The sequence below is a fragment of the Dactylosporangium thailandense genome, assembly GCF_059739745.1.
The window spans coordinates 469,272-492,256 of sequence record NZ_AP029195.1 but is presented as its reverse complement, the minus strand read 5'-3'; the positions used below and the strand labels follow the sequence as shown (position 1 = coordinate 492,256).

17 protein-coding genes and 1 pseudogene are annotated in these 22,985 nt (G+C 72.6%); 8 read left to right on the top strand and 10 right to left on the bottom strand.

The features are described from left to right. Positions 1 to 47: 47 nt before the first annotated feature. Together AC6JBM_RS02055 and AC6JBM_RS02050 are read left to right on the top strand one after the other, a co-directional pair. Positions 48 to 548 carry a flavin reductase family protein gene (locus tag AC6JBM_RS02055; RefSeq protein WP_350616691.1) on the top strand — a complete coding sequence of 167 codons (501 nt, stop codon included), beginning with the start codon at positions 48 to 50 and terminating at the stop codon, positions 546 to 548. Positions 549 to 562: 14 nt separating this feature from the next. Further along, the gene (locus AC6JBM_RS02050) at positions 563 to 1,801 is read left to right on the top strand and encodes a glycosyltransferase (RefSeq protein ID WP_497981900.1); all 1,239 of its coding nucleotides are present in this window, start codon (positions 563 to 565) and stop codon (positions 1,799 to 1,801) included. Here AC6JBM_RS02050 and AC6JBM_RS02045 read toward each other — a convergent pair. The 5 genes from AC6JBM_RS02045 to AC6JBM_RS02025 all read right to left on the bottom strand — a co-directional run bounded on the left by AC6JBM_RS02045 (position 1,782) and on the right by AC6JBM_RS02025 (position 9,046). Beyond that, entirely contained in the window at positions 1,782 to 2,591 is an 810-nt protein-coding gene (locus AC6JBM_RS02045) for a hypothetical protein (protein ID WP_497981899.1), read from the bottom strand. The genes AC6JBM_RS02050 and AC6JBM_RS02045 overlap by 20 nt on opposite strands. Positions 2,592 to 2,640: 49 nt before the next feature. Beyond that, positions 2,641 to 3,399 carry a hypothetical protein gene (locus AC6JBM_RS02040; RefSeq protein WP_497981898.1) on the bottom strand — a complete coding sequence of 253 codons (759 nt, stop codon included), beginning with the start codon at positions 3,397 to 3,399 and terminating at the stop codon, positions 2,641 to 2,643. A gap of 81 nt (positions 3,400 to 3,480) precedes the next feature. Then, positions 3,481 to 5,670: a carbohydrate-binding protein gene (locus tag AC6JBM_RS02035; RefSeq protein WP_497981897.1), complete on the bottom strand. Its 2,190-nt coding sequence runs from the start codon at positions 5,668 to 5,670 to the stop codon at positions 3,481 to 3,483. Positions 5,671 to 5,684: 14 nt separating this feature from the next. Then, entirely contained in the window at positions 5,685 to 7,877 is a 2,193-nt protein-coding gene (locus AC6JBM_RS02030; RefSeq protein ID WP_497981896.1) for a pectate lyase-like domain-containing protein, read from the bottom strand. Between the two features lie 110 nt (positions 7,878 to 7,987). Beyond that, on the bottom strand, positions 7,988 to 9,046 hold the full coding sequence (locus AC6JBM_RS02025) for a LacI family DNA-binding transcriptional regulator (protein ID WP_497981895.1): 1,059 nt from the start codon (positions 9,044 to 9,046) through the stop codon (positions 7,988 to 7,990). A 64-nt stretch (positions 9,047 to 9,110) separates the two neighbouring features. Here AC6JBM_RS02025 and AC6JBM_RS02020 point away from each other — a divergent pair, with 64 nt between their 5' ends. After that, positions 9,111 to 9,965: an SAM-dependent methyltransferase gene (locus AC6JBM_RS02020; RefSeq protein ID WP_497981894.1), complete on the top strand. Its 855-nt coding sequence runs from the start codon at positions 9,111 to 9,113 to the stop codon at positions 9,963 to 9,965. Between the two features lie 24 nt (positions 9,966 to 9,989). On the opposite strand, the gene AC6JBM_RS02015 is transcribed toward AC6JBM_RS02020, so the two are convergent. Then, positions 9,990 to 10,871: a TIGR03560 family F420-dependent LLM class oxidoreductase gene (locus AC6JBM_RS02015; RefSeq protein WP_497981893.1), complete on the bottom strand. Its 882-nt coding sequence runs from the start codon at positions 10,869 to 10,871 to the stop codon at positions 9,990 to 9,992. Between the two features lie 82 nt (positions 10,872 to 10,953). Here AC6JBM_RS02015 and AC6JBM_RS02010 point away from each other — a divergent pair, with 82 nt between their 5' ends. Together AC6JBM_RS02010 and AC6JBM_RS02005 are read left to right on the top strand one after the other, a co-directional pair. Continuing rightward, a complete protein-coding gene (locus tag AC6JBM_RS02010) occupies positions 10,954 to 11,322 on the top strand; it encodes an Mth938-like domain-containing protein (RefSeq protein ID WP_497981892.1) in 369 nt (122 codons plus the stop codon). Positions 11,323 to 11,446: 124 nt separating this feature from the next. Then, complete coding sequence (locus tag AC6JBM_RS02005; RefSeq protein ID WP_497981891.1) at positions 11,447 to 13,501, top strand: phosphocholine-specific phospholipase C; 2,055 nt, start codon at positions 11,447 to 11,449, stop codon at positions 13,499 to 13,501. 7 nt (positions 13,502 to 13,508) lie between these two features. On the opposite strand, the gene AC6JBM_RS02000 is transcribed toward AC6JBM_RS02005, so the two are convergent. The 4 genes from AC6JBM_RS02000 to AC6JBM_RS01985 all read right to left on the bottom strand — a co-directional run bounded on the left by AC6JBM_RS02000 (position 13,509) and on the right by AC6JBM_RS01985 (position 20,316). Next, entirely contained in the window at positions 13,509 to 15,539 is a 2,031-nt protein-coding gene (locus tag AC6JBM_RS02000) for a YVTN family beta-propeller repeat protein (protein WP_497981890.1), read from the bottom strand. A gap of 162 nt (positions 15,540 to 15,701) precedes the next feature. Continuing rightward, positions 15,702 to 16,739, bottom strand: coding sequence for a LacI family DNA-binding transcriptional regulator (locus AC6JBM_RS01995; protein WP_350616707.1), 1,038 nt, complete (start codon positions 16,737 to 16,739; stop codon positions 15,702 to 15,704). Positions 16,740 to 16,824: 85 nt separating this feature from the next. Further along, positions 16,825 to 18,939 carry a discoidin domain-containing protein gene (locus AC6JBM_RS01990; RefSeq protein ID WP_497981889.1) on the bottom strand — a complete coding sequence of 705 codons (2,115 nt, stop codon included), beginning with the start codon at positions 18,937 to 18,939 and terminating at the stop codon, positions 16,825 to 16,827. 519 nt (positions 18,940 to 19,458) lie between these two features. After that, positions 19,459 to 20,316, bottom strand: a complete 858-nt coding sequence (locus tag AC6JBM_RS01985; RefSeq protein WP_497981888.1) for a helix-turn-helix domain-containing protein — start codon at positions 20,314 to 20,316, stop codon at positions 19,459 to 19,461. Positions 20,317 to 20,415: 99 nt separating this feature from the next. Between AC6JBM_RS01985 and AC6JBM_RS01980 the strand changes: the two are divergent. From AC6JBM_RS01980 to AC6JBM_RS01970, 3 genes and pseudogenes are all read left to right on the top strand, one after another. Further along, positions 20,416 to 20,634 (top strand): annotated as a pseudogene (locus AC6JBM_RS01980) (ATP-binding cassette domain-containing protein); the annotation flags it as partial. A gap of 273 nt (positions 20,635 to 20,907) precedes the next feature. Next, entirely contained in the window at positions 20,908 to 21,693 is a 786-nt protein-coding gene (locus AC6JBM_RS01975) for an ABC transporter permease (protein ID WP_497981887.1), read from the top strand. Positions 21,694 to 21,898: 205 nt separating this feature from the next. After that, a complete protein-coding gene (locus tag AC6JBM_RS01970; RefSeq protein WP_497981886.1) occupies positions 21,899 to 22,984 on the top strand; it encodes an LLM class flavin-dependent oxidoreductase in 1,086 nt (361 codons plus the stop codon). The last annotated feature ends 1 nt before the right edge of the window (position 22,985 follow it).

The window sequence follows — 22,985 nt, the reverse complement described above, 5'->3', positions numbered from 1 at the left end:
CCCGCGCTCTTGACCTCAACTCAGGTTGAGGTTTTACGGTGGGAACAGTGAACAGTGACGTGGTGGCCGGGTTCAAGGCCGCGTTCCGGGGCTACCCGACCGGGGTCGCGATCATCTCCGTCGCCGGCCCCGACGGGCCGGCCGGGCTGACCGCGTCCAGCGTCGCCTCGGTCTCCCTCGCCCCGCCCGCGCTGTCGTTCTCGGTCATGGACTCGCCGTCGGCGCTCGTCATCGTCAACGCCCCCAGCCTCGTGGTGAACCTCCTCGGGGCCGGGCACGCCGACCTCGCGCACGACTTCGCCCGCTCCGGCGGCCCCCGCTTCACGCCCGGCCAGGGCTGGATGACGCTGCCGACGGGCGAGCCGGCGCTGCGGGACGCGCAGGCCGTGATGCGGTGCGTGCCCCTGCACCGGGTGGCCGTCGGCGCGTCGACGGTCGTGGTCGCGGAGGTCACGAGCGTGCTCACGGGCGCCGAGGACGCCCGCCTCATCTACCACGGGCGCATGTTCCACGTGTTCCACCACTCAGGGGGCCCACAGCCCCAGTAGGCGATGATGGCCGGGTGCGCGTCGCAATCATGGCGATCGGCAGCCGGGGGGACGTGGCCCCCTACACCGGCCTCGGCGTCAGGCTCCAGCAGGCCGGCCACGAGGTCACCATCGCCACCCACGCCGCCTTCGAGCCGCTCGTGCGCGGGCACGGCCTGCGCTTCCACCTGCTGCCGATGGACGCCCAGGAACAGCTGCGCACCCGCTTCGCCGACCGCGGCCTGCTGCGCATGACGATGGCCGTGAGCCAGGTCGTCGCCGAGCACGCCCGCCCGCTGGCCACGGCGATGCTGGCCGCCGCCCGCGAGGCCGACGCGCTGCTGGTGACGCCGACGAGCTGGTTCGGCGTCGTGATCGCGGAGGGTCTGCGCATTCCCAGCATCGGGGTGTACCTGCAGCCGCTCACCCCGACGCGCGAGTTCCCGCCCCCGGCCCTCACCAAGCGCGACCTGGGCGGCTGGGCCAACCACCACCTCGCCACGCTGCTGCTCACCGCGGGCCAGCGCCCGTTCCGCAGCGTGGTCGCCGAGCTGCGCCGGGAGCTCGGCCTGCCCGGGACGACCCCCTCGGCCTGGCTGCGCTCCCAGGAGGCGAAGCACTGGCCCATCCTGTACGGCTACAGCCCCATCGTCGTGCCCACCCCGAAGGACTGGCCGGCCTGGTACCGCCCGGTCGGCTACTGGTGGCCGGCCCCCGAGCCGGACTTCGCCCCGGCCCCCGAGCTCGAGGACTTCCTGGCCGCGGGCCCGCCACCGGTGTACGTCGGCTTCGGCAGCATGCCCGTCCCCGACCGCGACAAGCTCGCGTCCGCGGTCGCGGCGGCGGTGCGAAAGGCGGGCGTCCGCGCGGTGGTGAGCGCCGGCTGGTCGGGCCTGACCGTCGACTCCGACGACGTCCTGGCCATCGGCGAGGTGCCGCACGAGTGGCTGTTCCCGCGCCTGGCGGCCGTCGTCCACCACGCGGGCGCGGGCACCACCGCCGCGGGCCTGCGCGCGGGCGTGCCGCACGTGCCGGTCCCGGTGATGGTCGACCAGCCGTTCTGGGCCCAACGGCTCCGGCTGCTGGGCGTGACCCCGGGCCCGATCCCGGTCCGCCGCCTGACCGCCGGCCGCCTGGCCGAGGCCCTGACGGCCGCCGTGACCGACCCGGTCTACCGCCGGCGAGCGGAGGCCCTGGCCGCCCGGCTGTCCGAAGAGGACGGTGCCGGGGCCGTGCTCCGCGCGCTCGAACGCCTCACGGCCGCCACCTCCTGACCTTGCGCCGGACCCGGGTCGTGGCCGCGAGCGCGACGGCCCCGGCGAGCAGCGCGAGGCCCGCGGTGGACAGCAGCCGGACGACGACGAGGAGGTACGCGCCCCAGATCGCGTCGGGCTGGGGCGGGACGAGCGCGACGGTGGTGAGCACGGTCCCGGGCAGCAGCAGCGCGACGCCCGCCCACCCCGCGACCCGGGCCGGCGTTGGCCCGCCCGCGAACCGCCGGCCGCCGGCCCACCCGACGGCCAGCCCGGCGAGATACCCGGCCAGCGCCAGCGGCCCGACGCGGCCGGGCCGGGTCCGCCCGAGCTCGAGCACGACCGAGCCGTCGGTCCACGGGTACACCTTGAGCGTCCACGCCCCCTTGCGCGCGACGACGTCCCCGGTGACCTGCCACCCGCCGGACGCGAGCGCGTCGCCGATCGTGCGCACGAGGGTGCCGGGGTCGTCCCCGCCGGGCGTGGTGAGCCAGACGGCCCCGCCGATGTAGCCGGTGTCGCCCACGAGCCACGTCCACGGCCCGCCGGGGTGCTCGTAGCCGAACAGCTCCGGCATCCGCCCCGCGACCGTCACTGAGGCCGCGGTTCCGTCGGCGTCGACCGGTACCGCCGGCGCCACCATCGCCACGGCCGCGTCGTCATCGGGCAGGTCGGGCGCGCCGACCCAGCCGAGCACGGCCCCGAACCCGGCGCCGAGCGCCGCGAGGGTGAACGCCACGACGATCGCCGCGAGGACGGGGCGCAGGCGAGCGGGGACGGTGACGGGGTCAGCCTGAACTACGGCGGCCATCCGGGTGGATCCTTCCGCGGGACACGACCCCCCGCGTCCGACCCGGATGCTAGTGCGTGGCCGGCCCGCCCCGGCCGGGAGGGGTGGCCCTCACGCCGAGCGCCGCACCGGCGAGCAGCGCGACGCCGAGGACGCCCAGCGCGCGGACGGCCAGGTTCAGGCCCGGGGAGGCGTCGAGCTCCCGGTCGCCGGCCAGGCCCGCCGTGGTGAGCGCGGTCGCCGGCAGCAGCAGCACGCCCCCGGCCAAGGCCGCACGGCGCGACCAGGCCCGCACGGCGAGCCAGGGCCGCGCTGCGAGCCGGCGCGGGGCGAACCACCCGGCGGCCAGGCCGGCGAGGTAGCCCAGGACGGCCAGCGGCCGCGCCGGGGCCGGTTCGGCCCGGCCGAGCTCGATGATGACCAGGCCCGCCTCGGGGACCGGCGTGAGCCCCAGGCTCCAGCGGCCCCGCACCACGCCGGCGCCGCCCGCGCGGTGCCAGCCCTGACCGGCGAGGGCGGCCGCGATGCGGTCCGCGGTGCGGTCGGCGCCGGCACCCGCGTCGGCGCCGGCGTCGACGGACAGCCAGACCGCGCCGCCGTTGTAGTCGGTGCCGGCGAGCCAGGTCCACGCGGTGAGCGGGTGCTGGGTGCCGATCGTCACACGGTCCGAGCGGCCGGCGACCCCGGCGCCGGGAGCGGCCGGGGCGACGAGCGCGACGGCGGCCGCGTCGCCGGGCAGGGCGGGGGCGGCGCGCCAGCCGGCCCACGCGCCGAGGGTGGCGCCGAGCGCGGCCAGGGTGAGGGTGGCCACGATCCGTCCGACGCCCACGTGCCCGCCCTGTCCCCCGGTGTCCGTGCCCGGCCCGCGGCCGGCACCAGGCAATCTAGTGCCGGCCGCGGGCCGTGGCTGTCAGGCGGTCAGCCGGAAGTAGTCCAGGTTGAAGCCGCCCGTCTCGCAGTGCACGGTGACGAGCTGGTCGCCCGCCGGGAGGGTGACCGTCGTGTGGACGGACCGGTAGTTCGCCCACCCGCCCGTGTCGGGCACCGAGACCGTCGACAGGACCTGGTCGTTCGCGTCGCGGAAGGTGATCGCCTCCGTCGCCGCCGCGCCGGAGCCGTTCGCCACGCGCAGTTCCAGGTCGTACGTCCCGGGCTGGGCCACCGCCAGGCGGTACTGCAGCCAATTGCCGGCCGCCGTCCACCCGACGTTCTTCCCGCCGCTCGCGGAGGGGTTGTTCTCCACGAAGTTCGCGCCGCCGTCGGTCCAGCCGTGCTCGGCGACGTACGCCTCCGCCTCGACCTTCTCCCCGATCGGCGCCCCGTGCGGGTTGACCGTCACGTGCACGGACACCTGGGAGCTCGCGGCGCCGTCGGTCACCCGGAACGCCAGGTTCAGGGTGCCCGCCGTCGTCGGGTGCAGGCTCACGGTGCCGGTCGCGGCGTCCACGGCGACGCCGTCGGGCAGGTCGACCGCGTAGAACGCGAGCGCGTCCCGGTCGCGATCGGTGGCCCGCAGCCGGAAGGTGGTCGTCGTGTACTGGTCCGCGACCACGTCCGGCACCGCGGAGAGCACCGGCGCGTGGTTGCCGCGCGGCGAGGGCACCTCGGCGCGCCAGCGGAACGTCGCGTACGCGCCCGCGGGCACGGTCTCGACGAACTGCCGGCCGGCGAGCACGACGCGGACCTTGCGCGCCGTGGTGTTCGCGTTGCCGACGACCGCCACGAAGTCGTCGCCGTCGCGGTACACCACGTTGCCGATCCCGTTCGCCGTGGCGCTGGACTCGACGCGGGTGTGCCGCGGGGTGAGGTACTTCGCGAACTGCCCCATGGCGTAGAGCTCGTCGCGGACCGTGAACGTGCGGGACGTGGTGTCGACCTTCACCAGGCGGTCGGGCCACTTGGTGGTGGCCGCGATCTGGTCCCAGTCGACGTTGTTGTCGCGCAGCGGCGTCCAGTGCAGGGTGCCGCCGTCCTGGTCGGTCGCCTGCGCCCACATCACGTAGGAGCTCGCGTCGAGCCGGAAGTAGCTCAGGATCGTGGCCGGCGAGAGGTCGCTGGTCTCGGTCATGTGCACCGGCTTGCCGGTCTGCTCGTAGGCGTCCCGCATCACCGTGGGGTCGCCCCAGTACGGGTGGAAGGCGATCGCGTCCGCGGCCTTGCGCGCGGCCGGGTCGTTCAGGATGCGGTAGTAGTTCTTGGTCTCGGTGCTGCCGGGGTCCTTCCAGTCCCAGAAGTTGAAGTCGTGGACGTACACGTCGACGTCCCGCGGAAGGTACTTGCGCATGGCGACCGCGAGCTTCTGCTGCTGCTCGACGCTGATGTCCATGGCCGGGTACACCACGTCCATGCCGGGCTCGTTGAGCAGCGTGAGCGCGTCGACGCGGATGCCCTTGCGCGCGTAGGCCTCCACGTACTTGGCGTAGTAGCGGGCGAAGACGTCGATGCAGTCGTCGCGCAGCTTGCCGACCTGGTAGTAGTCGGTGGTGCTGCCCGGCTTCAGCGCGACCTCGCCGAGGAACTTGTTGTTGGTCTTCATCCACGCGGGCGCGCTCCAGGCCGAGGCGAAGAACGTGGCCCGCGGGTTGTACTTCTGGATCAGCTTGATGGTGTCGACGATGTGCAGGTCGATGTCGCGCTGGATGGAGAAGTACTTGAGCCCGAAGTCGTCCGTGACCCCGGCGGGCAGGTCGTCCTCGGACCAGAACGGCAGGTGCTCGATGAGGTCGGGGCTGCCGATGGTGAGCCGGAAGCGGCTGAGCCCGGCCCCGGTGCGCGGGTCGGCCAGGAGCCGCACGGCGTCCTCGCGCTGCTGCGGGGTGAGCTTCCACAGGTTCGAGACGCTGGTCTCGTCCAGGGAGAAGCCGATGCCGCTGTAGCGCTGCCGGACCTGGCTCGGGTCGACCACCACGGTCGCGTCGGCGGCGACGGACGCGTTGTCGCCCACCTTGACCGCCGGCAGCGGTTTCCACGCCTGTCCGGCCCCGGCCGAGTACGTTCCCGTGACGGTCTCGGCCCGATGCGCCGGGGCCGCGGTTGCGGGCGCGGCCCCGACGGTCAGGGCGAGCAACGCCGTCGAGGTGACGGTCATGATGCGTCGCATGGTGTCCTTTCCGGTCACGGCCCCGAGACCAGGTACTCGACCTGGTGGCCCGAGTTCACCGCGGCACCGGTGTTGTTGATGACGTGCGAGATGGTGCCGGTGCCGCCCAGCGAGACGGTCACCATGTCGTGGAACTTGACGCCCGCCTTGGCCGGCACCTCGAACGCGTGCGCGGCGACGACGCCGGGGTTGACGTTGAAGTAGCAGTAGCTGCCCAGGCCCCACGCCTCGTGGTTGGTGACCGAGTCGGCGACCTTGTAGGCGGCCCAGCCCTGGGTGCTGCCGTTCATGAAGGCGGCCTGGTTCGGCGGGTCGTACGGCATCTCGTTCTGGTAGAAGTACGTGCGGCCGTTGTTGCCGTTCCAGATGGTCTGGTACTGCTGGTAGTGCTCGACGAACAGGCCGTAGAACGTCACGTTGTTGCCGTTGACGACCAGCCCGTTCTGGGCGGTGTTCGTGGTCCAGCCGACGCCGGAGCCGTGGTCGGCGCGCCAGATCCACGAGTGGTCGCCGATCACGTCGTTGCTGTTGATCCGCAGGCTCACGGTCGCCTTGCCGACGCCGGCGCCGCCGATGCGGAAGAACACGTCGGACAGGCTCGTCGGGTTGGCCGCGTGGCTCGCGGCCGAGCCGGACGGGCCGATCTCGGCGAGCACCGACGAGTTGGTGGTGCCGGCGTCGAAGAGCAGGCCGGCGAGCTTGATGCCGTCGACGTCGGCGGTCGTCAGCGCGGTGATCCCGCCGTCGGGCACGAGGGTGGCCAGGCCGAGGCCGAGGATCACGGTGTCGGCGCGGGTCACGTTCAGGGTCTGGTTGAGGTGGTACACGCCCGGGGTGACGAGCAGGTTCTTGCCCGCGGCGAGGGCGGCGTTCATGGTCGCGGCGGTGTCGCCGGGCTTGATGACCTGGAACTGGCTGATCGGCAGGCTGGTCCCGGCCGGGTTGCCGTTCGCCCAGCTGACGCCGGAGGAGTTGGTGCGCAGCGCGGGGACGAACACCTGGTAGGCGCCGGTGCCGTCGACGTACAGGAACGGCTTCTCGCGCACGACCGGGGTGGTGCCCACGGTGGTGTAGGGCGGGTTCGGGAAGCTGTTGCCGGGCGCGCCGGTAGCCCCGACGAAGACCTGGTTCCAGTTGGAGCCGTTCCAGCTGCCCATCGCCGAGTTGCGGGTCAGCCACTGCTGCTGGGTGCCCGACTGGATCTGCCCGTCGATCTTGGAGTCGGCGATGAAGCCGCCGGAGGACCAGCCGCCGTCGGACAGGGCGAGGTTGCCGCGGACGTGCATGCGGCGGTACGGAGCCGCCTGCGACACCGCCCAGCGGTCCAGGCCGCCGTTGGGGGTGACGGAGAGGTTCTCGGCCGAGCGCCAGAAGTTCTGGGTCGCGTTCTGCGAGCCGTCCGGCCACCAGTCGGCCTCGGCGTGCACGGCGCCGTTGATGACCACGGCGTCCGGGGTGAGGCCGAGCCCGGCGACCTGGGTGTAGAACCCGACGTTGGCGTCGACGTTGTACGTGCCCGGCTTGAACAGCAGCGCGTAGCGCTGGCTGCCGAACTGGTTGCTCACCTGGCCGTTGAACACGGAGTTGAGCTTGTTCTGGATGGTGGCCTGGGACATCGACGGGTCGAAGACCGTGACGGTCGGGCCGAGGTCGGGGTTGTTCGGGTTGTTGGGCACGCCGGTGGCGGTCGCGGTCGGCTGGCTCGTCCCTCCGGTGAAGTTCCACTTCTGGTTGGCGCCGCCGCCGCAGGTCCAGATCTGCAGCTTGGCCCCGTCGGCGAGGTTGTTGTCCTTGATGTCCAGGCACTTGCCGGACTTGGTGTTGATCAGGTCGTGGGCGGCGTTGAGCGACCACTTCTGGCTGGCGACCGAGTCGTAGCAGGTCCACAGGTGCACGACGGCACCGTCGTTGGTGGCGCCGTTGACGACGTCGAGGCACTTGCCGAGGCCCTGGACCGAGCCGTTGTCGGCGAGCGTCCAGGTCTGGTTCGCGCTGCCGGCGTAGCACGTCCACATCTGCGGCTGGTTGCCGTCGGCGGTGGAGCCGTTGGTGACGTCGAGGCACTTGCCGTTGGCGGAGCTGGTGATCTGGCCGGTGCTGGCGGCGGAGGCGGAGGTCATGGCGATGGCGCCGACGGTGGCCACGGTCGCGGTGGTGATCGCGGCCGCGAGCAGCATCGAGCGCCGCACTCGTCTTGGTGCGTGCATGGCGGGGGCTTCCTTGTCCCTGGCGGAGGGTGGGTACCGCCAGGAAACACGCCCCAGCCAAGGCATGTCAATGAATCGCTGTAACTTTTTTCGTGTCGCGGCGTAAGTGTTTATGAAACACGCGTCAACGCCGGCCCCGTGGAGCCGCGGATGACCAGCTCGGTGGCCAGTTCGACGTGCAGGGCGTCCAGCTCGTGGCCGGTCAGCATGCGGCTGAGCAGCGACACGGCCATGCGGCCCATCTCGCCGAGGGGCTGGCGCACGGTCGTGAGCATCGGGTGGGTCGCGCGGCTGACGTCGATGTCGTCGAAGCCGGCGACCGAGAGCTCCTCCGGCACCCGCAGGCCCCGCTCGGCCGCGGCCTGCAGCGCGCCCACGGCCATCTTGTCGTTGAACGCGACCAGGGCCGTCGGCCGGTCGGGCCGGTCGAGCAGGTCGCCGGCGAGCGCGCGGCCGGCCTCCACGGTCGGGTCGGTCGAGGTGCGCAGCAGGTCGGCCTCCGGATACGCGCCGACGGCGACGAGCGGGGCGTGGTAGCCGGCCAGCCGGTCGCTCATCGCCATCCAGGTGAGCGGCCCGCCGAGGATCCCGACGCGGCGGTGGCCGAGCTCGACCAGGTGCGACATGAGCCGCCGGGCGCCGGCGAAGTTGGCCGCGGACACCGCGGCGACGTCGCGCGGCGGGGCGGTGCGCGGGTCGACCACGACGAACGGGAAGCCGTGGTCGCGCAGCCGCTCGAGGTCGCCCTCCGGCTCCGGCGGCAGGATCAGGATCGCCCCGGTGACCTGCGGCCAGCCGGTGAGCGTGGGCAGCACGTCGGTGCGCCGCCAGGCCGACTCCCCGGCGTCGACGACGGCGTGCATGCCGTGCACGTCGAGCGCCTCCGTGATGGCCGAGACGATCAGCCCGAAGTAGTCGGTGAGCAGGTAGGGGCAGCGCACGTAGACGCCGTTGTCGGCCTTGGGCACCCCGGCGCCGCGGCGGCGGGGCGCGCGCTTGCCGAGCCCGCCCATCGCCTGCAGGACCCGGTCGCGGGTGTCGGGGGCGACGTTGGCCCGGCCGTTGAGGACCCGCGAGATGGTCGCGATGGACAGACCGGTCTGCGCGGCCACGTCCCGGATGGTGACCCGCGGCGGTTGTTCCTGCTCTGTTTCAGCGCCCTGTTTCATCGCCGATCAGCGTACCCGCGCGAGTCCGTTGAACCGATCCGCCCTCGTGGCAGTACATAAGGGTGTGACCACTTCGACCGCCGCACACGCCGAGGCCGTCCGGCGCTACTACGACCAGAACACGGCCGCGTTCGACCGGCTCGGGCAGGGCGGCGCGTCGATCCACCGCGCGGTGTGGGCGCCGGGGGTGACGGGCCGGGCCGAGTCGTTCCACCACGTCGACGAGCTGATCCTGGCCGCGCTGCCCGGGGGCGTCGCCGAGCCCGCGGTCGTGGACCTCGGCTGCGGGCTGGGGGCGAGCCTGATGTACCTGGCCGGCCGCGCGCCGATCCGGGGCGAGGGGCTCACGATCAGCCCGAAGCAGGCCGAGGGGGCGACGCGGCTGCTGGCCGGGGCGGGGCTCGCCGGCCGGGTGCGGTGCCGCGAGGGGAACTATCTGGACGTACCGGATGATCTGCACGGCACCGCTGACGTCGTGTTCTCGATCGAGGCGTTCCTGCACAGCCCCGACGCGGCCGGCTACTTCCGCGAGGCCGCCCGGGTGCTGCGGCCGGGCGGGCGGCTGCTCGTGTGCGACGACTTCCTGTCGCCCGCCGCGCCCGCGGCCCCGCCCCGCGAGGCGAGGCGGCTGGCCGAGTTCCGCGACGGCTGGCGGGTCGGCTCGCTGCTGACCGTCGAGCAGGTCCGCGCCGCGGCCGCCGGGCACGGCCTGGAGCTGACCGGCGACGTGGACCTCACGCCCTACCTGGAGCTGCGCCGTCCGCGCGACCGGTTCATCGCCGCGCTCGTCGCCGCCGGTCGCCCGCTGCGGCTGTCGGGCGAATACTGGAAGATGCTCTCCGGCGGCGACGCGCTGCAGTGGTGCCTGCTCAACGGCCTGCTCAACTACCGCGTGCTGACCTTCACGCCCCGCGGCTGACGCTCACGCCCCACGACCTACGCCTCACGCCGCGCGGCCTACGGCCAAGATCGCGTCCATCGCCTTGAGCCGCTCCGCGCCGCGGCCGAGCAGGCCGTCGGGCACGATGAACTCGTCGAGGCCGCCGGCCCGGTATTCGGCGAGCGCGTCGGCCAGCGCGCCCGGGGAGCCGCCGATGACCGGGAAGTGCACCTCCGGCAGCGGCCCGTCGGCGACCACGAGCGCCTGGGCCGTCCGGGCGATCGCGCGCGGGTCGCGGCCCTGCTTCGCGCAGAACTCGTCCAGCACCGCGGACTTGTGCGCGATCACGTCGGGCCGGCCCCAGGTGTTCCAGATGTCGGCGTAGCGCGCGACGATCCCCAGCATCCGCCGCTCCCCGCCCCCGCCGACGAGGATCGGCAGCGGGTCCTGCACCGGCTTGGGATTGCACACGGCGTCTGTGAGCTGGTAGTACTCCCCCGCGAACGTCGTGCTCGGCCGGCGCAGCAGCCCGTGCAGCACCTCGAGCGCCTCGACGAACCGGTCCAGGCGCTGCTTCACCGGCGGCAGCTCGATGCCGTACTGCTCGTGCTCGTTGACCTGCCACCCCGCCCCCACGCCGAGGGTGAACCGGCCGCCGGTCACGTGGTCGGCGGTCACGGCCATGTTGGCGAGGACGGCGGGGTGGCGGTACGTGTTGCCGTACACCAGCGTCCCGATCCGCACCCGCGGCACCGCGGCCCCCAGCGCGGCCACGAGCGTCCCGCATTCGAGCGTCGGCCCGTCCGGGTCACGCCCCGGCCCGGCGTTGGGCATGAAGTGGTCGGCCACGTACACGCCGTCCCACCCGGTCGCCTCGGCGTGCCTCGCCATGTCGAGGATGTCGTCGTACCGCTGTCCCGCTCCCGGCCAGATCGAAAGTCGCATGGTTCCTCTATACAACCTTTCGCGCGGCGGTCGCTGTAGCGTGGGCCGGGCATGGTTCCCCCCTCTGGCCGGAGCAAACCCGATGACGCCGCGCTCGCCCCGAATCCTCGCCATCTCGTGGGGCTCGATCACCGTGGACGGCCACGGCCAGTTCAAGGACGCCAAGCTCTGGCCGGGCGGCGCCCGCGCGTGGGACTGGGACGAGACCGGCACCCGCCACTCCCCCGGCACCCAGCCGGCGGACGTCGAGGAGCTCCTCGAGGCCGGTGCGACGGTGATCGTGCTGTCGCGCGGCATGGAGGAACGCCTCGGCGTCACCCCGGCGACCCTGGCGCTGCTGGAGGAGCGCGGCGTCGAGGTGCACGTCGCGGAGACCTCGCAGGCCGTGGCGCTCTACAACGGGCTCGTGGGCACCGCCGCGGTGGGCGGCCTGTTCCACTCGACCTGCTGACGGCCCAGCCGCCCGAGCGCCGGCGGGAGCGCGGGCGGGGCGGGGCCCGCGTTCACCGACCGGCAATCGGGTGCGCAGTCGCCGGACGCCTCGATGTCGGGCTCCGGGCCTAGCGTCCGGAGCCATGGCTAACGTCGATCGTCGTACATTTCTGCAGATGGCGGCGGCCGCCGCGGTGCCGTTGCCGTTCGAGCAGGCACTGCGCATCCCGGCCCACGACCGCCACGGGTCCATCGAGGACGTTGAGCATGTCATCTTCCTGATGCAGGAGAACCGCTCGTTCGACCACTACCTCGGCACCATGCGGGGCGTGCGCGGGTTCGCCGACCCGCACCCGGCGAGGCACCCCGACGGGCGCAGCGTGTTCCACCAGCCGGACGGGGCCGGCGAGGTGCTGCCCTTCCGGCCCGAGGTGCGCGACATGGGCAAGACGTTCCTGCCCGACCCGCCGCACGGGTGGAACGACACCCACGGCGCCTGGAACCGGGGGAAGTACGACGGCTGGGTGCCGAACAAGGGCGTCACCACGATGACCCATCACACCCGCAAGGACCTGCCCTACCAGTACGCGCTCGCCGACGCGTTCACGGTGTGCGACAACTACCACTGCTCGCTGCTCGGGCCGACCGACCCCAACCGGTACCACATGTGGACGGGATGGGTCGGCAACGACGGGAAGGCGGGCGGCCCGGTGATCACCAACGCCGAGGCCGGCTACGACTGGTCGACCTACCCCGAGCGGCTCGAGCGGGCCGGGGTCTCCTGGAAGGTGTACCAGGACGTCGGGCTGGGCCTGACCGCCGAGGGCTTCTGGGGCTGGACGAGCGACCCGTTCATCGGCAACTACGGGGACAACTCGCTGCTGTACTTCCACCAGTACCAGAACGCCGCCCCGGGCAGCCCGCTGGCGAAGGCCAAGACCGGTACCGAGATCAACAAGCAGGGCCGCAGCCCCGACGCGCTGCTGGCCGACTTCCGCGCCGACGTCGCCGCGGGGAGGCTGCCGCAGGTCTCCTGGATCGTGGCGCCGGAGGCGTACACCGAGCACCCGAACTGGGAGCCGGACTACGGCACCTGGTACGTCTCCCAGGTCATCGACATCCTGGCCGCGCACCCCGAGGTGTGGTCGAAGATGGCCCTGTTCATCACGTACGACGAGGAGGGCGGCTTCTTCGACCACCTCGTCCCGCCGACCCCGCCCGCGACCCGGGCCGAGGGCCTGTCCACGGTCCCGGTGACGAACGAGATCTACCCCGGCTCGGCCGACCACCCGGCCGGCCCGTACGGGCTGGGCGTGCGGGTACCGATGATCATCGTGTCGCCGTGGACGCGGGGCGGCTGGGTCAACTCGGAGCTGTTCGACCACACGTCGCTCATCCGGTTCCTGGAGCGCCGCTTCGGCCACGGGCGGCCCGACCTCGTCGAGTCGAACATCACCCCGTGGCGCCGGGCCGTCACCGGCGACCTGACCTCCGCGTTCGACTTCAAGACCCCGAACGCGTCGCGCCGCGTGGACCTGCCCGGCACCGGCGACCTGAAGCCGGCGGACCTGACCCGCCGGCCCGACGAGGTGCCGGTCCCGCCGGTCGACGGCCGGTTGCCGGCCCAGGAGCGGGGGGTGCGGCCCGCCCGCGCGCTGCCGTACGCGCTGCACGCCGACGGCCGCCCGGCCGCCGGAGCCTTCGCCGTGGACTTCCGCAACGCGGGCACCGCGACGGGCGTCTACCAGGTCCGCTCGGCCGATCCGTCGATCGCGCCGCGCACGTACACCGTGGAGCCGGCCAAGCAGGTGACCGACGTGTGGCCCGCGGACCGGGGCTACGACCTGTCGGTCCACGGGCCGAACGGCTTCTTCCGCCGCTTCGCCGCCGGGCCGCGCCACCCGGGCGTGACGGCGCGCGTGCGCTACGACGAGCACGGCGTGGTGCTGGAGCTGGCGAACCGGAGCTCCCACCGCGCCGAGGTCGAGACGGCGGACCACTACACCGGCCGTCACGCCCGCGTGGCGCTGCGGGCGGGCGAGACCCGTTCGGTCGACTTCCGCCTCGCCCGCAGCCACGGCTGGTACGGCATCACGATCACGATCCCGGGCGACTCCGGGTTCGCGGTGGAGTATGCGGGCCACGTCGAGGACGGCGCGCCCTCGATCAGCGATCCCCTGATGGGCGGCCTGCTCTAGGCGAACCCTAGGCGAGGCCGGCGAACTCCTCCCACGCCCCGGCCTGCGTGCGGTTGGCGATCAACGGCGAGTTGCCACCGTTCTCCGCGGTGACGTACTTGCCGTTGGCGCCGGCCAGCAGCGCCCACTTGCCGTTCGCCGTCCGCACCGGCTTGAACTTCTCCCAGGCGCCGATGGTGGTGCGGTTGGCGATCAGGGCCGCGTTGCCGCCGTTCTCGGCGGTGACGAAGCGCCCGTTGGCCCGCGAGAACAGCGCGACCCAGCCGTCGCCGGCGTCGATCAGGTCGAACCTCTCCCACGGGCCGATCTGCGTGCGGTTGGCGATCAGCGGCTGGGCGCCGCCCGCGTCGGCCGTGACGTAGCGCTGGTTCACCTGGGCCTGCAGCCAGAGGGACTGGTTGAGCGCCGCGGCGTCCACATTGTAGGTGAACCAGAACTGCTCCCACGGCCCGATCTCGGCGCGGTCGGCGGCGAGCGGGGCGGTGCCGGCGTTGCTGGTGACGTACTTGCCGTTGAGCCGCGACAGCAGGCTGAGCGTGCCGTCGGCCCCGGTCACGAGCTGGAACCGCAACGCGGTGCCGATCCCCGCCTCGGCGCGGCCGGAGGCGATCAGCCGGTTGCCGTCGGCCGGGTTCACCCCGAGCAGCAGCCCGTTGACCTTGGCTCGCAGGGCGACGTCGCCCCGGCCGGCGTCGATGAGCTCGAAGCCCTCCCACGCCCCGATCTCCGTGCGGTTGGCGATCGCGGGCGACGCGCCGGCCGTCTCCGCGCTCACGTACCGCAGGTTGCTGCGCGCCATCAGGCCCATCGACTTCACGAAGGGCGTCACCTGGATCGGCTGGGAGGCGGTGCCGGTGTGCCCGAGGACGTCGGTGGCCACGACGGTGACGGTGTAGTCGCCGCCGCGCGCGTAGGTGTGGAAGAGCACCTGGTCCGGCCCGGTGACGACGGTGCCGTCGCCGAAGTCGAAGGAGTACGAGGCGATGCGGGCGAGGGTCATGTACCCGGTGCCCTGGACCCGGACCTGCCCGCCGAAGCCGGCCGGGTCGCCGCGGGAGATGTCCAGCAGGGGCCGGGGCAGCGCCGGCTCGACGAGGCCGGTCGCGATGCCGAGCACGCCGTGGCCGAGGGTCGCCGCCGTCGACGCGGTGCCGGTGGCGGTGTCGATCGCGGTCACGGTGCCGGTGGTGTCGCCGGCGGTGACGTACGCCTTCGCCCCGTCGGGCGTGACGTCGACGCCGTAGGGGTGCGCGATCCCCGTGACCGTGGCCGAGACCGTGTTCGCGGCGGTGTCGAGCACCGACACCGAGCTCGTGCCCCAGTTCGTGACGTAGGCGCGCCGGCCGTCCGGCGTGAGGGCCACGTCGTAGGGGCGGGTGCCGACCGCGACGGTGGCGGTGACGGCGTTCGCGGCCGTGTCGATGACCGACACGGTCCCGGACGTCCAGCCGGTCACGTACGCCCGGGACCCGTCCGGCGTGACCGCGATGCCGTAGGGCCGCGCGACCGGGATGCGCCCGGTGACGGCGTTCGTGGCGGTGTCGACGACGACCACGGCGTCGGCGGTGGTGACGTAGAGGTGCCGCTCGTCCGGGGCGACCGCGACCCCCTGCGGCGCGGCGCCGACGGTGACGGTCGCGGCGACGGCGTTGCGCTGGGCGTCGATCACCGACACGGTGTCGGCCCCGAACTCGGCGACGAAGACGCGGCGGATGCCGGGCGCGACGGCCACGCCGTGCGGCTGCGCGCCGACCGCGATGGTCCCCGAGGGCGAGCTGTCGGCGGTGCCGAACACGGTCACCGTGTTGCCGCCGGAGTCGGCGATGTAGCCACGGCTCCACTGCGGCACCAGCGCGATCTCCCCGGACCCGCCGCCGGCCGCGATGGTGTTGACGTCCCGGCCGGTGGCCTGGTCGAGCACGGTCGTGCTGCCGGGCGCGGTGCCCGCCACATAAACGATCATCCGGGGTGCCGCGGCGGCCGCGGCCGGGCTCGCGCCCATCGCCGCGACCGATGCCGCCGCCACCGTTATCGCCATCGCTGTCGGACCGCTCAAGATTCGCGTGCGCACGGCGTGCATTATGGCCGAACGCCGGATTCCCCGCCGTCCCGTTCTTTCCATGGCTCGGGTCCGCGGTGGTCCGGGCCGTCGCTCCCGCCAGGAATCCCGGCCTCCGCAGTGGCAGGGAGCGAGGCGCTCCTACGCCGAGGCGCGGACGATCAGCTCGGGGTTGAAGATGACCGAGCGCGGCGTGCGCTGCGGCTCGCGGATGCGGGTCATCAGCAGCTGCGCCATCTCCCCGGCCATCTCCTCGACCGGCTGGCGGACGGTCGTGAGCGGCGGGTGGCACTCGAGCGCGGCGGTGCTGTCGTCGAACCCGATCACCGCGATGTCCTCCGGCACCCGCCGCCCGGCCTCCTGCAGCACCCGCAGGGCGCCGTCGGCCATGAGGTCGTTGGCGACGAAGACGCCGTCGACGTCGGGGTGCTCGGCGAGCAGGCGGGCCGCGGCGCGCTCGCCGCCGGAGCGGGTGAAGTCGCCCTCGATGTGCCGCGGCGTGAGGCCGTGGGCCTTGACGGCCTCCTCGAACGCGGCGAGGCGGTCCTGCGCGGCCGGCATGTCGAGCGGGCCGGTGACGGTGGCCAGGCAGCGCCGGCCGAGGCCGGCGAGGTGGTCGACGGCGAGCTGCACCCCGGCGCGCTGGTCGACGTCCACATAACTGATGGTCACCGGGTGCCCCGGGCGGCACGAGAGCACGACGGGGATGCCGAGCTCGACCAGCTGGGCCGGGAGCGGGTCGTCGACGTGGCTGGAGATGAGCAGCGCCCCGTCGACGTGGCCCTGGCGGAGGTACCGCTGCAGATGCGGGCGCGCGGGCGGGTCGGCCAGGAAGATGACCAGGTGGATGCCCAGCGGCCGGAGCACCTCCTGGGCGCCGGCGGTCACGCGGCCCAGGAACGGGTCGGTGAACATGCGCGTCAGGAACGGGGTGGAGTACCCCCGGTTCTCCGGCTCCGACACGACCAGCGCGATCGAGTCCGTGCGGCCGGTGACCAGCGATCGGGCGGCCAGGTTCGGCACGTACCCGGTCGCGGCGATGGCCCGCTCGACCGTGCGGCGCAGTTCCGGGTCGACGGTGGAGACACCGTTGATGACCCGGGACACCGTGGCGCGTGACACTCCGGCGTAGTTGGCGACCTGCTCGAGGGTGGGCGGTCGCGAGTCGCTGCCCGTCATGGTTGTCACGGTAGATCGTGCCCCGTCGCGATGAGGAGCCGCGGGTGGACGGACCCGTTCGTCACGTCCACCCGCGGCCGGCTTCTTACTTGTAGACGCGGACGTAGTCGACGTACATCCGCGACGGGAACGGCGTGCTGGCGTCGATCGGGCCGGGGAAGTCACCGCCCACGGCCAGGTTGAGGATCAGGTAGAACTGGTGGTCGTAGACCCACGGGCCCCGGGTCGACTCGACCGTGTCCTTGTTGGCGACGAGGATCACGGTGTTGTCGACGCGGAACGTCATGTGCTTGCTGTCCCACTCGACCGAGTACACGTGGTAGTCCAGCGACAGGTCCACGGTGGTGAGCTTCTGGCCGTAGCCGCCGCCACCGTTGTACGCCGGCGCGTGCAGCGTCGAGTACACGTCCGTGGTGCTCTTGCCGAGGATCTCCATGATGTCGATCTCGCCGTTGTACGGCCACGGGCGGCCCTGCAGGAAGTCGGCGCCCATCATCCAGAACGCGGGCCAGAGGCCGTTGCCCTTCGGCACCTTGATCCGGGCCTCGACGCGGCCGTACTGCGTGGTGAAGCTGGTGCTGGTGTTGATGCGGCCGGAGGTGTAGTCACGCCCGCCCGCGGTCTCCTTGCGGGCCTCGATGACCAGCGAGCCGCCCTGGATGCTGGTGTTGCTCAGGTTGGAGTAGTACTGGATCTCGCCGTTCTGGCCGGTGCCCGGGTCGACGTGCCACTTGGTCGTGTCGACGTTGGTGCCGGTGTTGAACTCGTCGCTCCAGACCAGGTTGGTGGCCGGGAAGATCGGGTCCGCGGGCGGGGCCGGGGGCTGGGTCGGGGCGCCGCCGGTGCCGTACACCTTGAACTCCCACAGCGAGTAGCCGTAGCCGTTGGAGCGCTGGGTGCCGTACATCCGCACGTAGCGGCCGTTGCCGTTGACGGTCAGGGTCTCCTTGAAGCCCTTGCCCGTCGTGGTCGAGTAGATGTTCGTCCAGTTGGCGGCGTCGTTGGAGGTCTGGATCTGGTACGACACCGCGTAGGCCGGGTCCCACTGCAGGACGACCTGCGTGATGTGAGCCTGCGCGCCGAGGTCGACGTAGATCCAGCCCGGGTCGACCCAGCCGTTGTCGGGGCTGGTGGCCCAGCGGCTCGCCGGGTCGTTGTCGAACGCCTTGTCCGGCGTGCACGGGTTGCAGTTGCTGTCGTTCTGCGAGGTCGACGCGACGGCCGGCTTCTTGTAGGACAGCAGCACCGCGTTGCCCGGGTTGGTGCTGGGCGTCGGGCTCGGCGAGCTCGGGGTGTCGTTGGTGGTCGACACGGTGCCGCCGACGCGGATCTGGAACTCCCACAGCGAGTAGCCGTACTGCGTGGCCCGCGCGGTGCCGTTCATCCGCACGTAGCGGCCGCTGCCGGTGACGTTGAGGTTCTGCACCCCACCGGTGCCGGTCGTGGTCGTGTAGATGGTCGTCCAGGTGGTGCCGTTGGTCGACGTCTGGATCTGGAACGCCGTCGCGTAGGCGGTCTCCCAGTTCAGCGTGACGCCGCAGACCGACTGCACCGAGCCGAGGTCGACCTGCAGCCACTGCGGGTCGCTGGCGGCGCTGGACCAGCGGGTGCCGTTGTTGCCGTCCACGGCGGACGAGGCCGGGGTGCCCGCGTTCTCGGTCGAGGACGCGGTGGCCGTCTTGCCCTGCGCGGCGTTGGCGGCGCCGCAGCTGCCGGGCGTGCTCGGCGAGCCGCCGAAGACCTGGAACTCCCACAGCGAGATGCCGTACTGGGTGTTCTTGGCGGTCGCGTTGAGCCGCACGTAGCGGCCGGTGCCGGTCACGCTGAGGCTGACGGCGCTGCCACCCGCCCCGGACGTGGTCGAGTAGATGTTCGTCCAGTTCGTGGCGTCGTTCGAGGTCTGGATCGTGAAGGCGGTCGCGTACGCGGCCTCCCAGTTCAGCCCGATCCGGGTGATCGACTGCTGGGAGCCGAGGTCGACCTGCAACCACTGCGGCACCGAGAAGGCGCTCGACCAGCGCGTGCCGGCGTCGCCGTCGGTCGCGCTCGAGGCGGGGGTGGCCGCGCTCTCGGCCGAGGAGGCGGTCGTCGGCTTGCCCTGCGACAACAGGGTCTCGGCGGCGTTGGCGCGGGTGACGACGACGGTGATGTACGCCGCGAGCATGGCGAACACCGCGAGCGCGATGATGCCGTAGCGCATGGTGCGCCTACTCGGGCGGTTGTGGTCGGTGAACCTTACGGATCGATGGCCGGGGGCGGAGACCGACCAGTCCATGGGTGACTCCTTCGTGGCGGGGGTGTTACGGCGGAGTTGAGAGAGCGCTCTCTCAGGAAGCCACAATGACCCCTCGCTGAAACCCTGTCAATGGCTCGCCCGGAATCGGAGAGCGCTCTCCAAGCCAGGTCAAGGGCCGTGGGCTGCGGTTGTACGGCCAGGGAGCGCTCTCTGACGGAGGGTGTCGCCGAGGCCTCCGAGCGGCTCCACTCGTGGCGCAGCAGGGCCGCCGCCCCGAACACGTCGGCCCGCTCGGCCAGCTCCCCGGCGACGACGGCGGCCGCCTCCGCCGGGGCGCCGTCGAGCCAGACCGGCACGAACTCCCACCGCCGCCCGGCCCCGCCGCCGCCCCGGCCCCCGGGCGGCGGCACCGGCGAGCCGACCCCGACGACGACCGCGACGAGCCCCGTGACAAGTCCTGCCCCGGCCCGGGCCGCGGCCGGTCTACAGGCCGCCGGGCACCAGCCGCAGCCCCGGTTGCGGCGGGGTCACGAGCCGGTCCAGGGCCGCCTCCGTGGCCGGGTCGGCGGGCAGGTAGACGAGCAGCCGCTGGTCGTCGTCGGCCGGCAGGTCGAGGGTCTCGAAGGCCAGCCGCAGCGGCCCGGCCGACGGGTGCGCCAGGCGCAGGATGCCGGAGGCGCGCGGCAGGCCCGGGATCGCGCCCACCCGCGCGGTGAACGCGTCGCCCGCGACGACGGTCAGCTCGTCGGCCAGCGCGGCCACCGCCGGGTCGGCGCGGAACGGGCCGTGCTTGAGCGCCGCCACCTGCTCGTCGGCGACGTGCTCCCAGTCGGGGAAGGCGGCCCGGGCGCGCGGGTCGGTCAGCACGAAGCGGGTCAGGTTCGGCGGCGCCGCGTCCAGCAGCCCCAGCGGGCGGGCCAGCAGCTCGAAGGCGGCCGTGCGGGCCACGAGGTCGCCGAGCCGGTTGAGGATCGCGGCGGGGGCGGGGTCGAGCCGGTCCAGCAGCGCCCGCACCGCCGGCCGGACGGTCACCGGCGGCACGGCCCGGCGACCGCGGCACGTGAACCCGAGGTCCGCGGCCTTGGTCAGCCGATGCAGGTGGACCCGCTCGGACGGCGTCAGCCGCAGCGCCTCCGCGAGCGCCGAGAGCACCGGCGGCGACGGGTGGCGGTCGCGGCCCTGCTCCAGCCGCGTGACGTATTCGACGCTGACCCCGGCCAGCGCCGCGAGCTCGGAGCGGCGCAGGCCCGGCGTGCGGCGGCGGGGACCGGTGGGCAGCCCCACGTCGGCCGGCTTGACCGCGGCCCGGCGCGTGCGCAGGAACAGCCCGAGTTCGCTCACGCCGCCGACAGTACCGCCGCAAAGGCCGCGGATCGTGGCCCTGCCGCTACCACCGTTAATTTGTTCGAGTACCGAAAAAAGATCGGTTAGCGTCCCCCGGTGGCCATCGTGGAGGCTCGTCAGCTGACCAAGGTCTTCCGGAGGCCGGACCGCGATCCGGGCCTGCGGGGGGCCGTCAAACACCTGTTCACCAGGAGGTTCACCGACAAGGTCGCGGTCGATCACGTCGACCTGTCGATCGAGGCCGGTGAGGCGGTCGCCTACGTCGGGCCCAACGGGGCCGGCAAGTCGACGACCGTCAAGCTGCTGTCCGGCATCCTGGTGCCGACCTCGGGCGAGGTCCGCATCGACGGGCTCAGCCCGCCCTCGTCCCGCTGGCATACTTCCCGGGCTGGCTGGCCACCGCGGCGCAGTGGTCGCCGTTCGCCGGCCTCACGTCCACGCCCGCGCTCATCTTCGTCGGCCAGGCCTCGGGCCGCCACGCCCTGCTCCTGGTGGCGGTGCAGCTCGGCTGGCTGGTGCTGCTGTGGTACACCGCGCGAGCGCTCTTCGGGCGGGCGCTGCGCCAGCTGACGGTACACGGGGGCTGACATGCGGATCGTGCGACTCTGTCTGCGGCTGCTGGGCGCGCACCTGCGATCGGTGCTGGAGTACCACGGCGACTTCTGGGTCATGATGGCCGGCACGCTCGTCATGCAGGTCGTGAACGTGGCGTTCCTGGCCGCCATCTTCTCCAAGGTGCCGGCCGTCAACGGCTGGAGCTTCTGGGCCGTGGTCGCCATGTTCGGCATGGTCGCCGTGGCCGAGGGCGTGGGCTCGCTGTTCTTCGAGGGCATGTGGAGCATCGCCTGGCAGATCAACCAGGGCGACATCGACTCCATGCTGGTGCGCCCGTACCCGGTGGTCCTGCAGGCCTCGAGCGTCCAGATCGGCCCCCACGGCCTGTCCAACATCGTCACCGGCGCCCTCATGCTCGGCTCCGCACTGTCCCATGTGGACGTGGAGTGGTCGGCCGGCCGCGTGCTGCTCGGCCTGGTCGTCCTGCTCTCCGCGATCGCCGTCAAGGTGGCGATCAACCTGGCCACGAACGCGGCCTCGTTCTGGATGCAGAGCCCGAGCCCGCTCTTCGCCATGGCCGTCCATCAGGCCGGCGACCTGGCCCGGTTCCCGCTGAGCGTGTACCCGTGGGCGCTCAAGGCCGCGCTGGGCTTCGCGCTGCCCTTCGCGTTCGTGAGCTTCTTCCCGGTGACCTACCTGCTCGGCCACGGCCACGCCTGGGTCGGCCTGCTGACCCCCTTGGTCGCCGCGTACTGCCTGGCCGTCGCGGGCTGGATCTTCGCGCGGGGCCTGCGCCGCTACGAGAGCGCGGGCAACTGACCCGCAGCCCGGACAGACGTGCCGTTCGCACACATCAGGACCCAGAACGGTCGGCCACCTCGCTGATCGCCCTACCGGCCGGGCGGCCCCGGCGGGAAGTCATGGAAGTTGATTGTTCACTGGCGGAATGTTTGACAAGTCAGCTATGTTGTAGCGCGCAGAGGCCGGGGAGCCGCCCGGGTCCGCAGTGAAGGTGGCGTTCGAAATGCAGTTCGGTGTGTTCACCGTCGGTGACGTGACGCAGGACCCCACGACGGGGCGGGTGCCGACCGACGCCGAGCGGGTCAAGGCGATGACGACGATCGCGCTCAAGGCCGAAGAGGTCGGGCTCGACGTGTTCGCGATGGGCGAGCACCACAACCCGCCGTTCGTGCCGAGCTCGCCGACCACCATGCTCGGGTGGATCGCGGCGAAGACCGAGCGCCTCCTGCTGTCCACCGCGACCACGCTCATCACGACCAACGACCCGGTGAAGATCGCCGAGGACTACGCGATGCTGCAGCATCTCGCCGACGGGCGCGTGGACCTCATGATGGGCCGCGGCAACACCGGGCCGGTGTACCCGTGGTTCGGCCAGGACATCCGCAAGGGCGTCGACCTCGCGTTCGAGAACTACGCGCTCCTGCGCCGGCTGTGGCGCGAGGACGTCGTGGACTGGCAGGGCGAGTTCCGCACGCCGCTGCAGGGGTTCACGGCCACGCCCCGGCCGCTGGACGGGGTGCCGCCGTTCGTCTGGCACGGCTCGATCCGCACGCCGGAGATCGCGCAGCAGGCCGCGTACTACGGTGACGGCTTCTTCGCCAACCACATCTTCTGGCCGAAGGAGCACACGCAGCGGATGGTCGAGCTCTACCGCAAGCTCTTCGAGCACTTCGGCCACGGCTCCGCCGACCAGGCCATCGTCGGCCTCGGCGGGCAGGTGTTCATGCGCAAGAACTCCCAGGACGCCAAGAACGAGTTCCGGCCCTACTTCGACAACGCCCCCGTCTACGGGCACGGCCCGTCGCTGGAGGACTTCTCGGCGCAGACGCCGCTGACGGTCGGCAGCCCGCAGGAGGTCATCGACCGCACGCTGGGCTTCCGCGAGTACGTCGGCGACTACCAGCGCCAGCTGTTCCTGCTCGACCACGCGGGCCTGCCGCTGAAGACGGTGCTGGAGCAGCTGGACATCCTCGGCGAGGAGGTCGTGCCCGTGCTGCGCAAGGAGTTCGCGATCGGCCGCCCCGCGCACGTGCCGGACGCGCCCACCCACGAGTCCCTGAAGGCCGCCGCGCAGAAGGTGGACGCCTAGC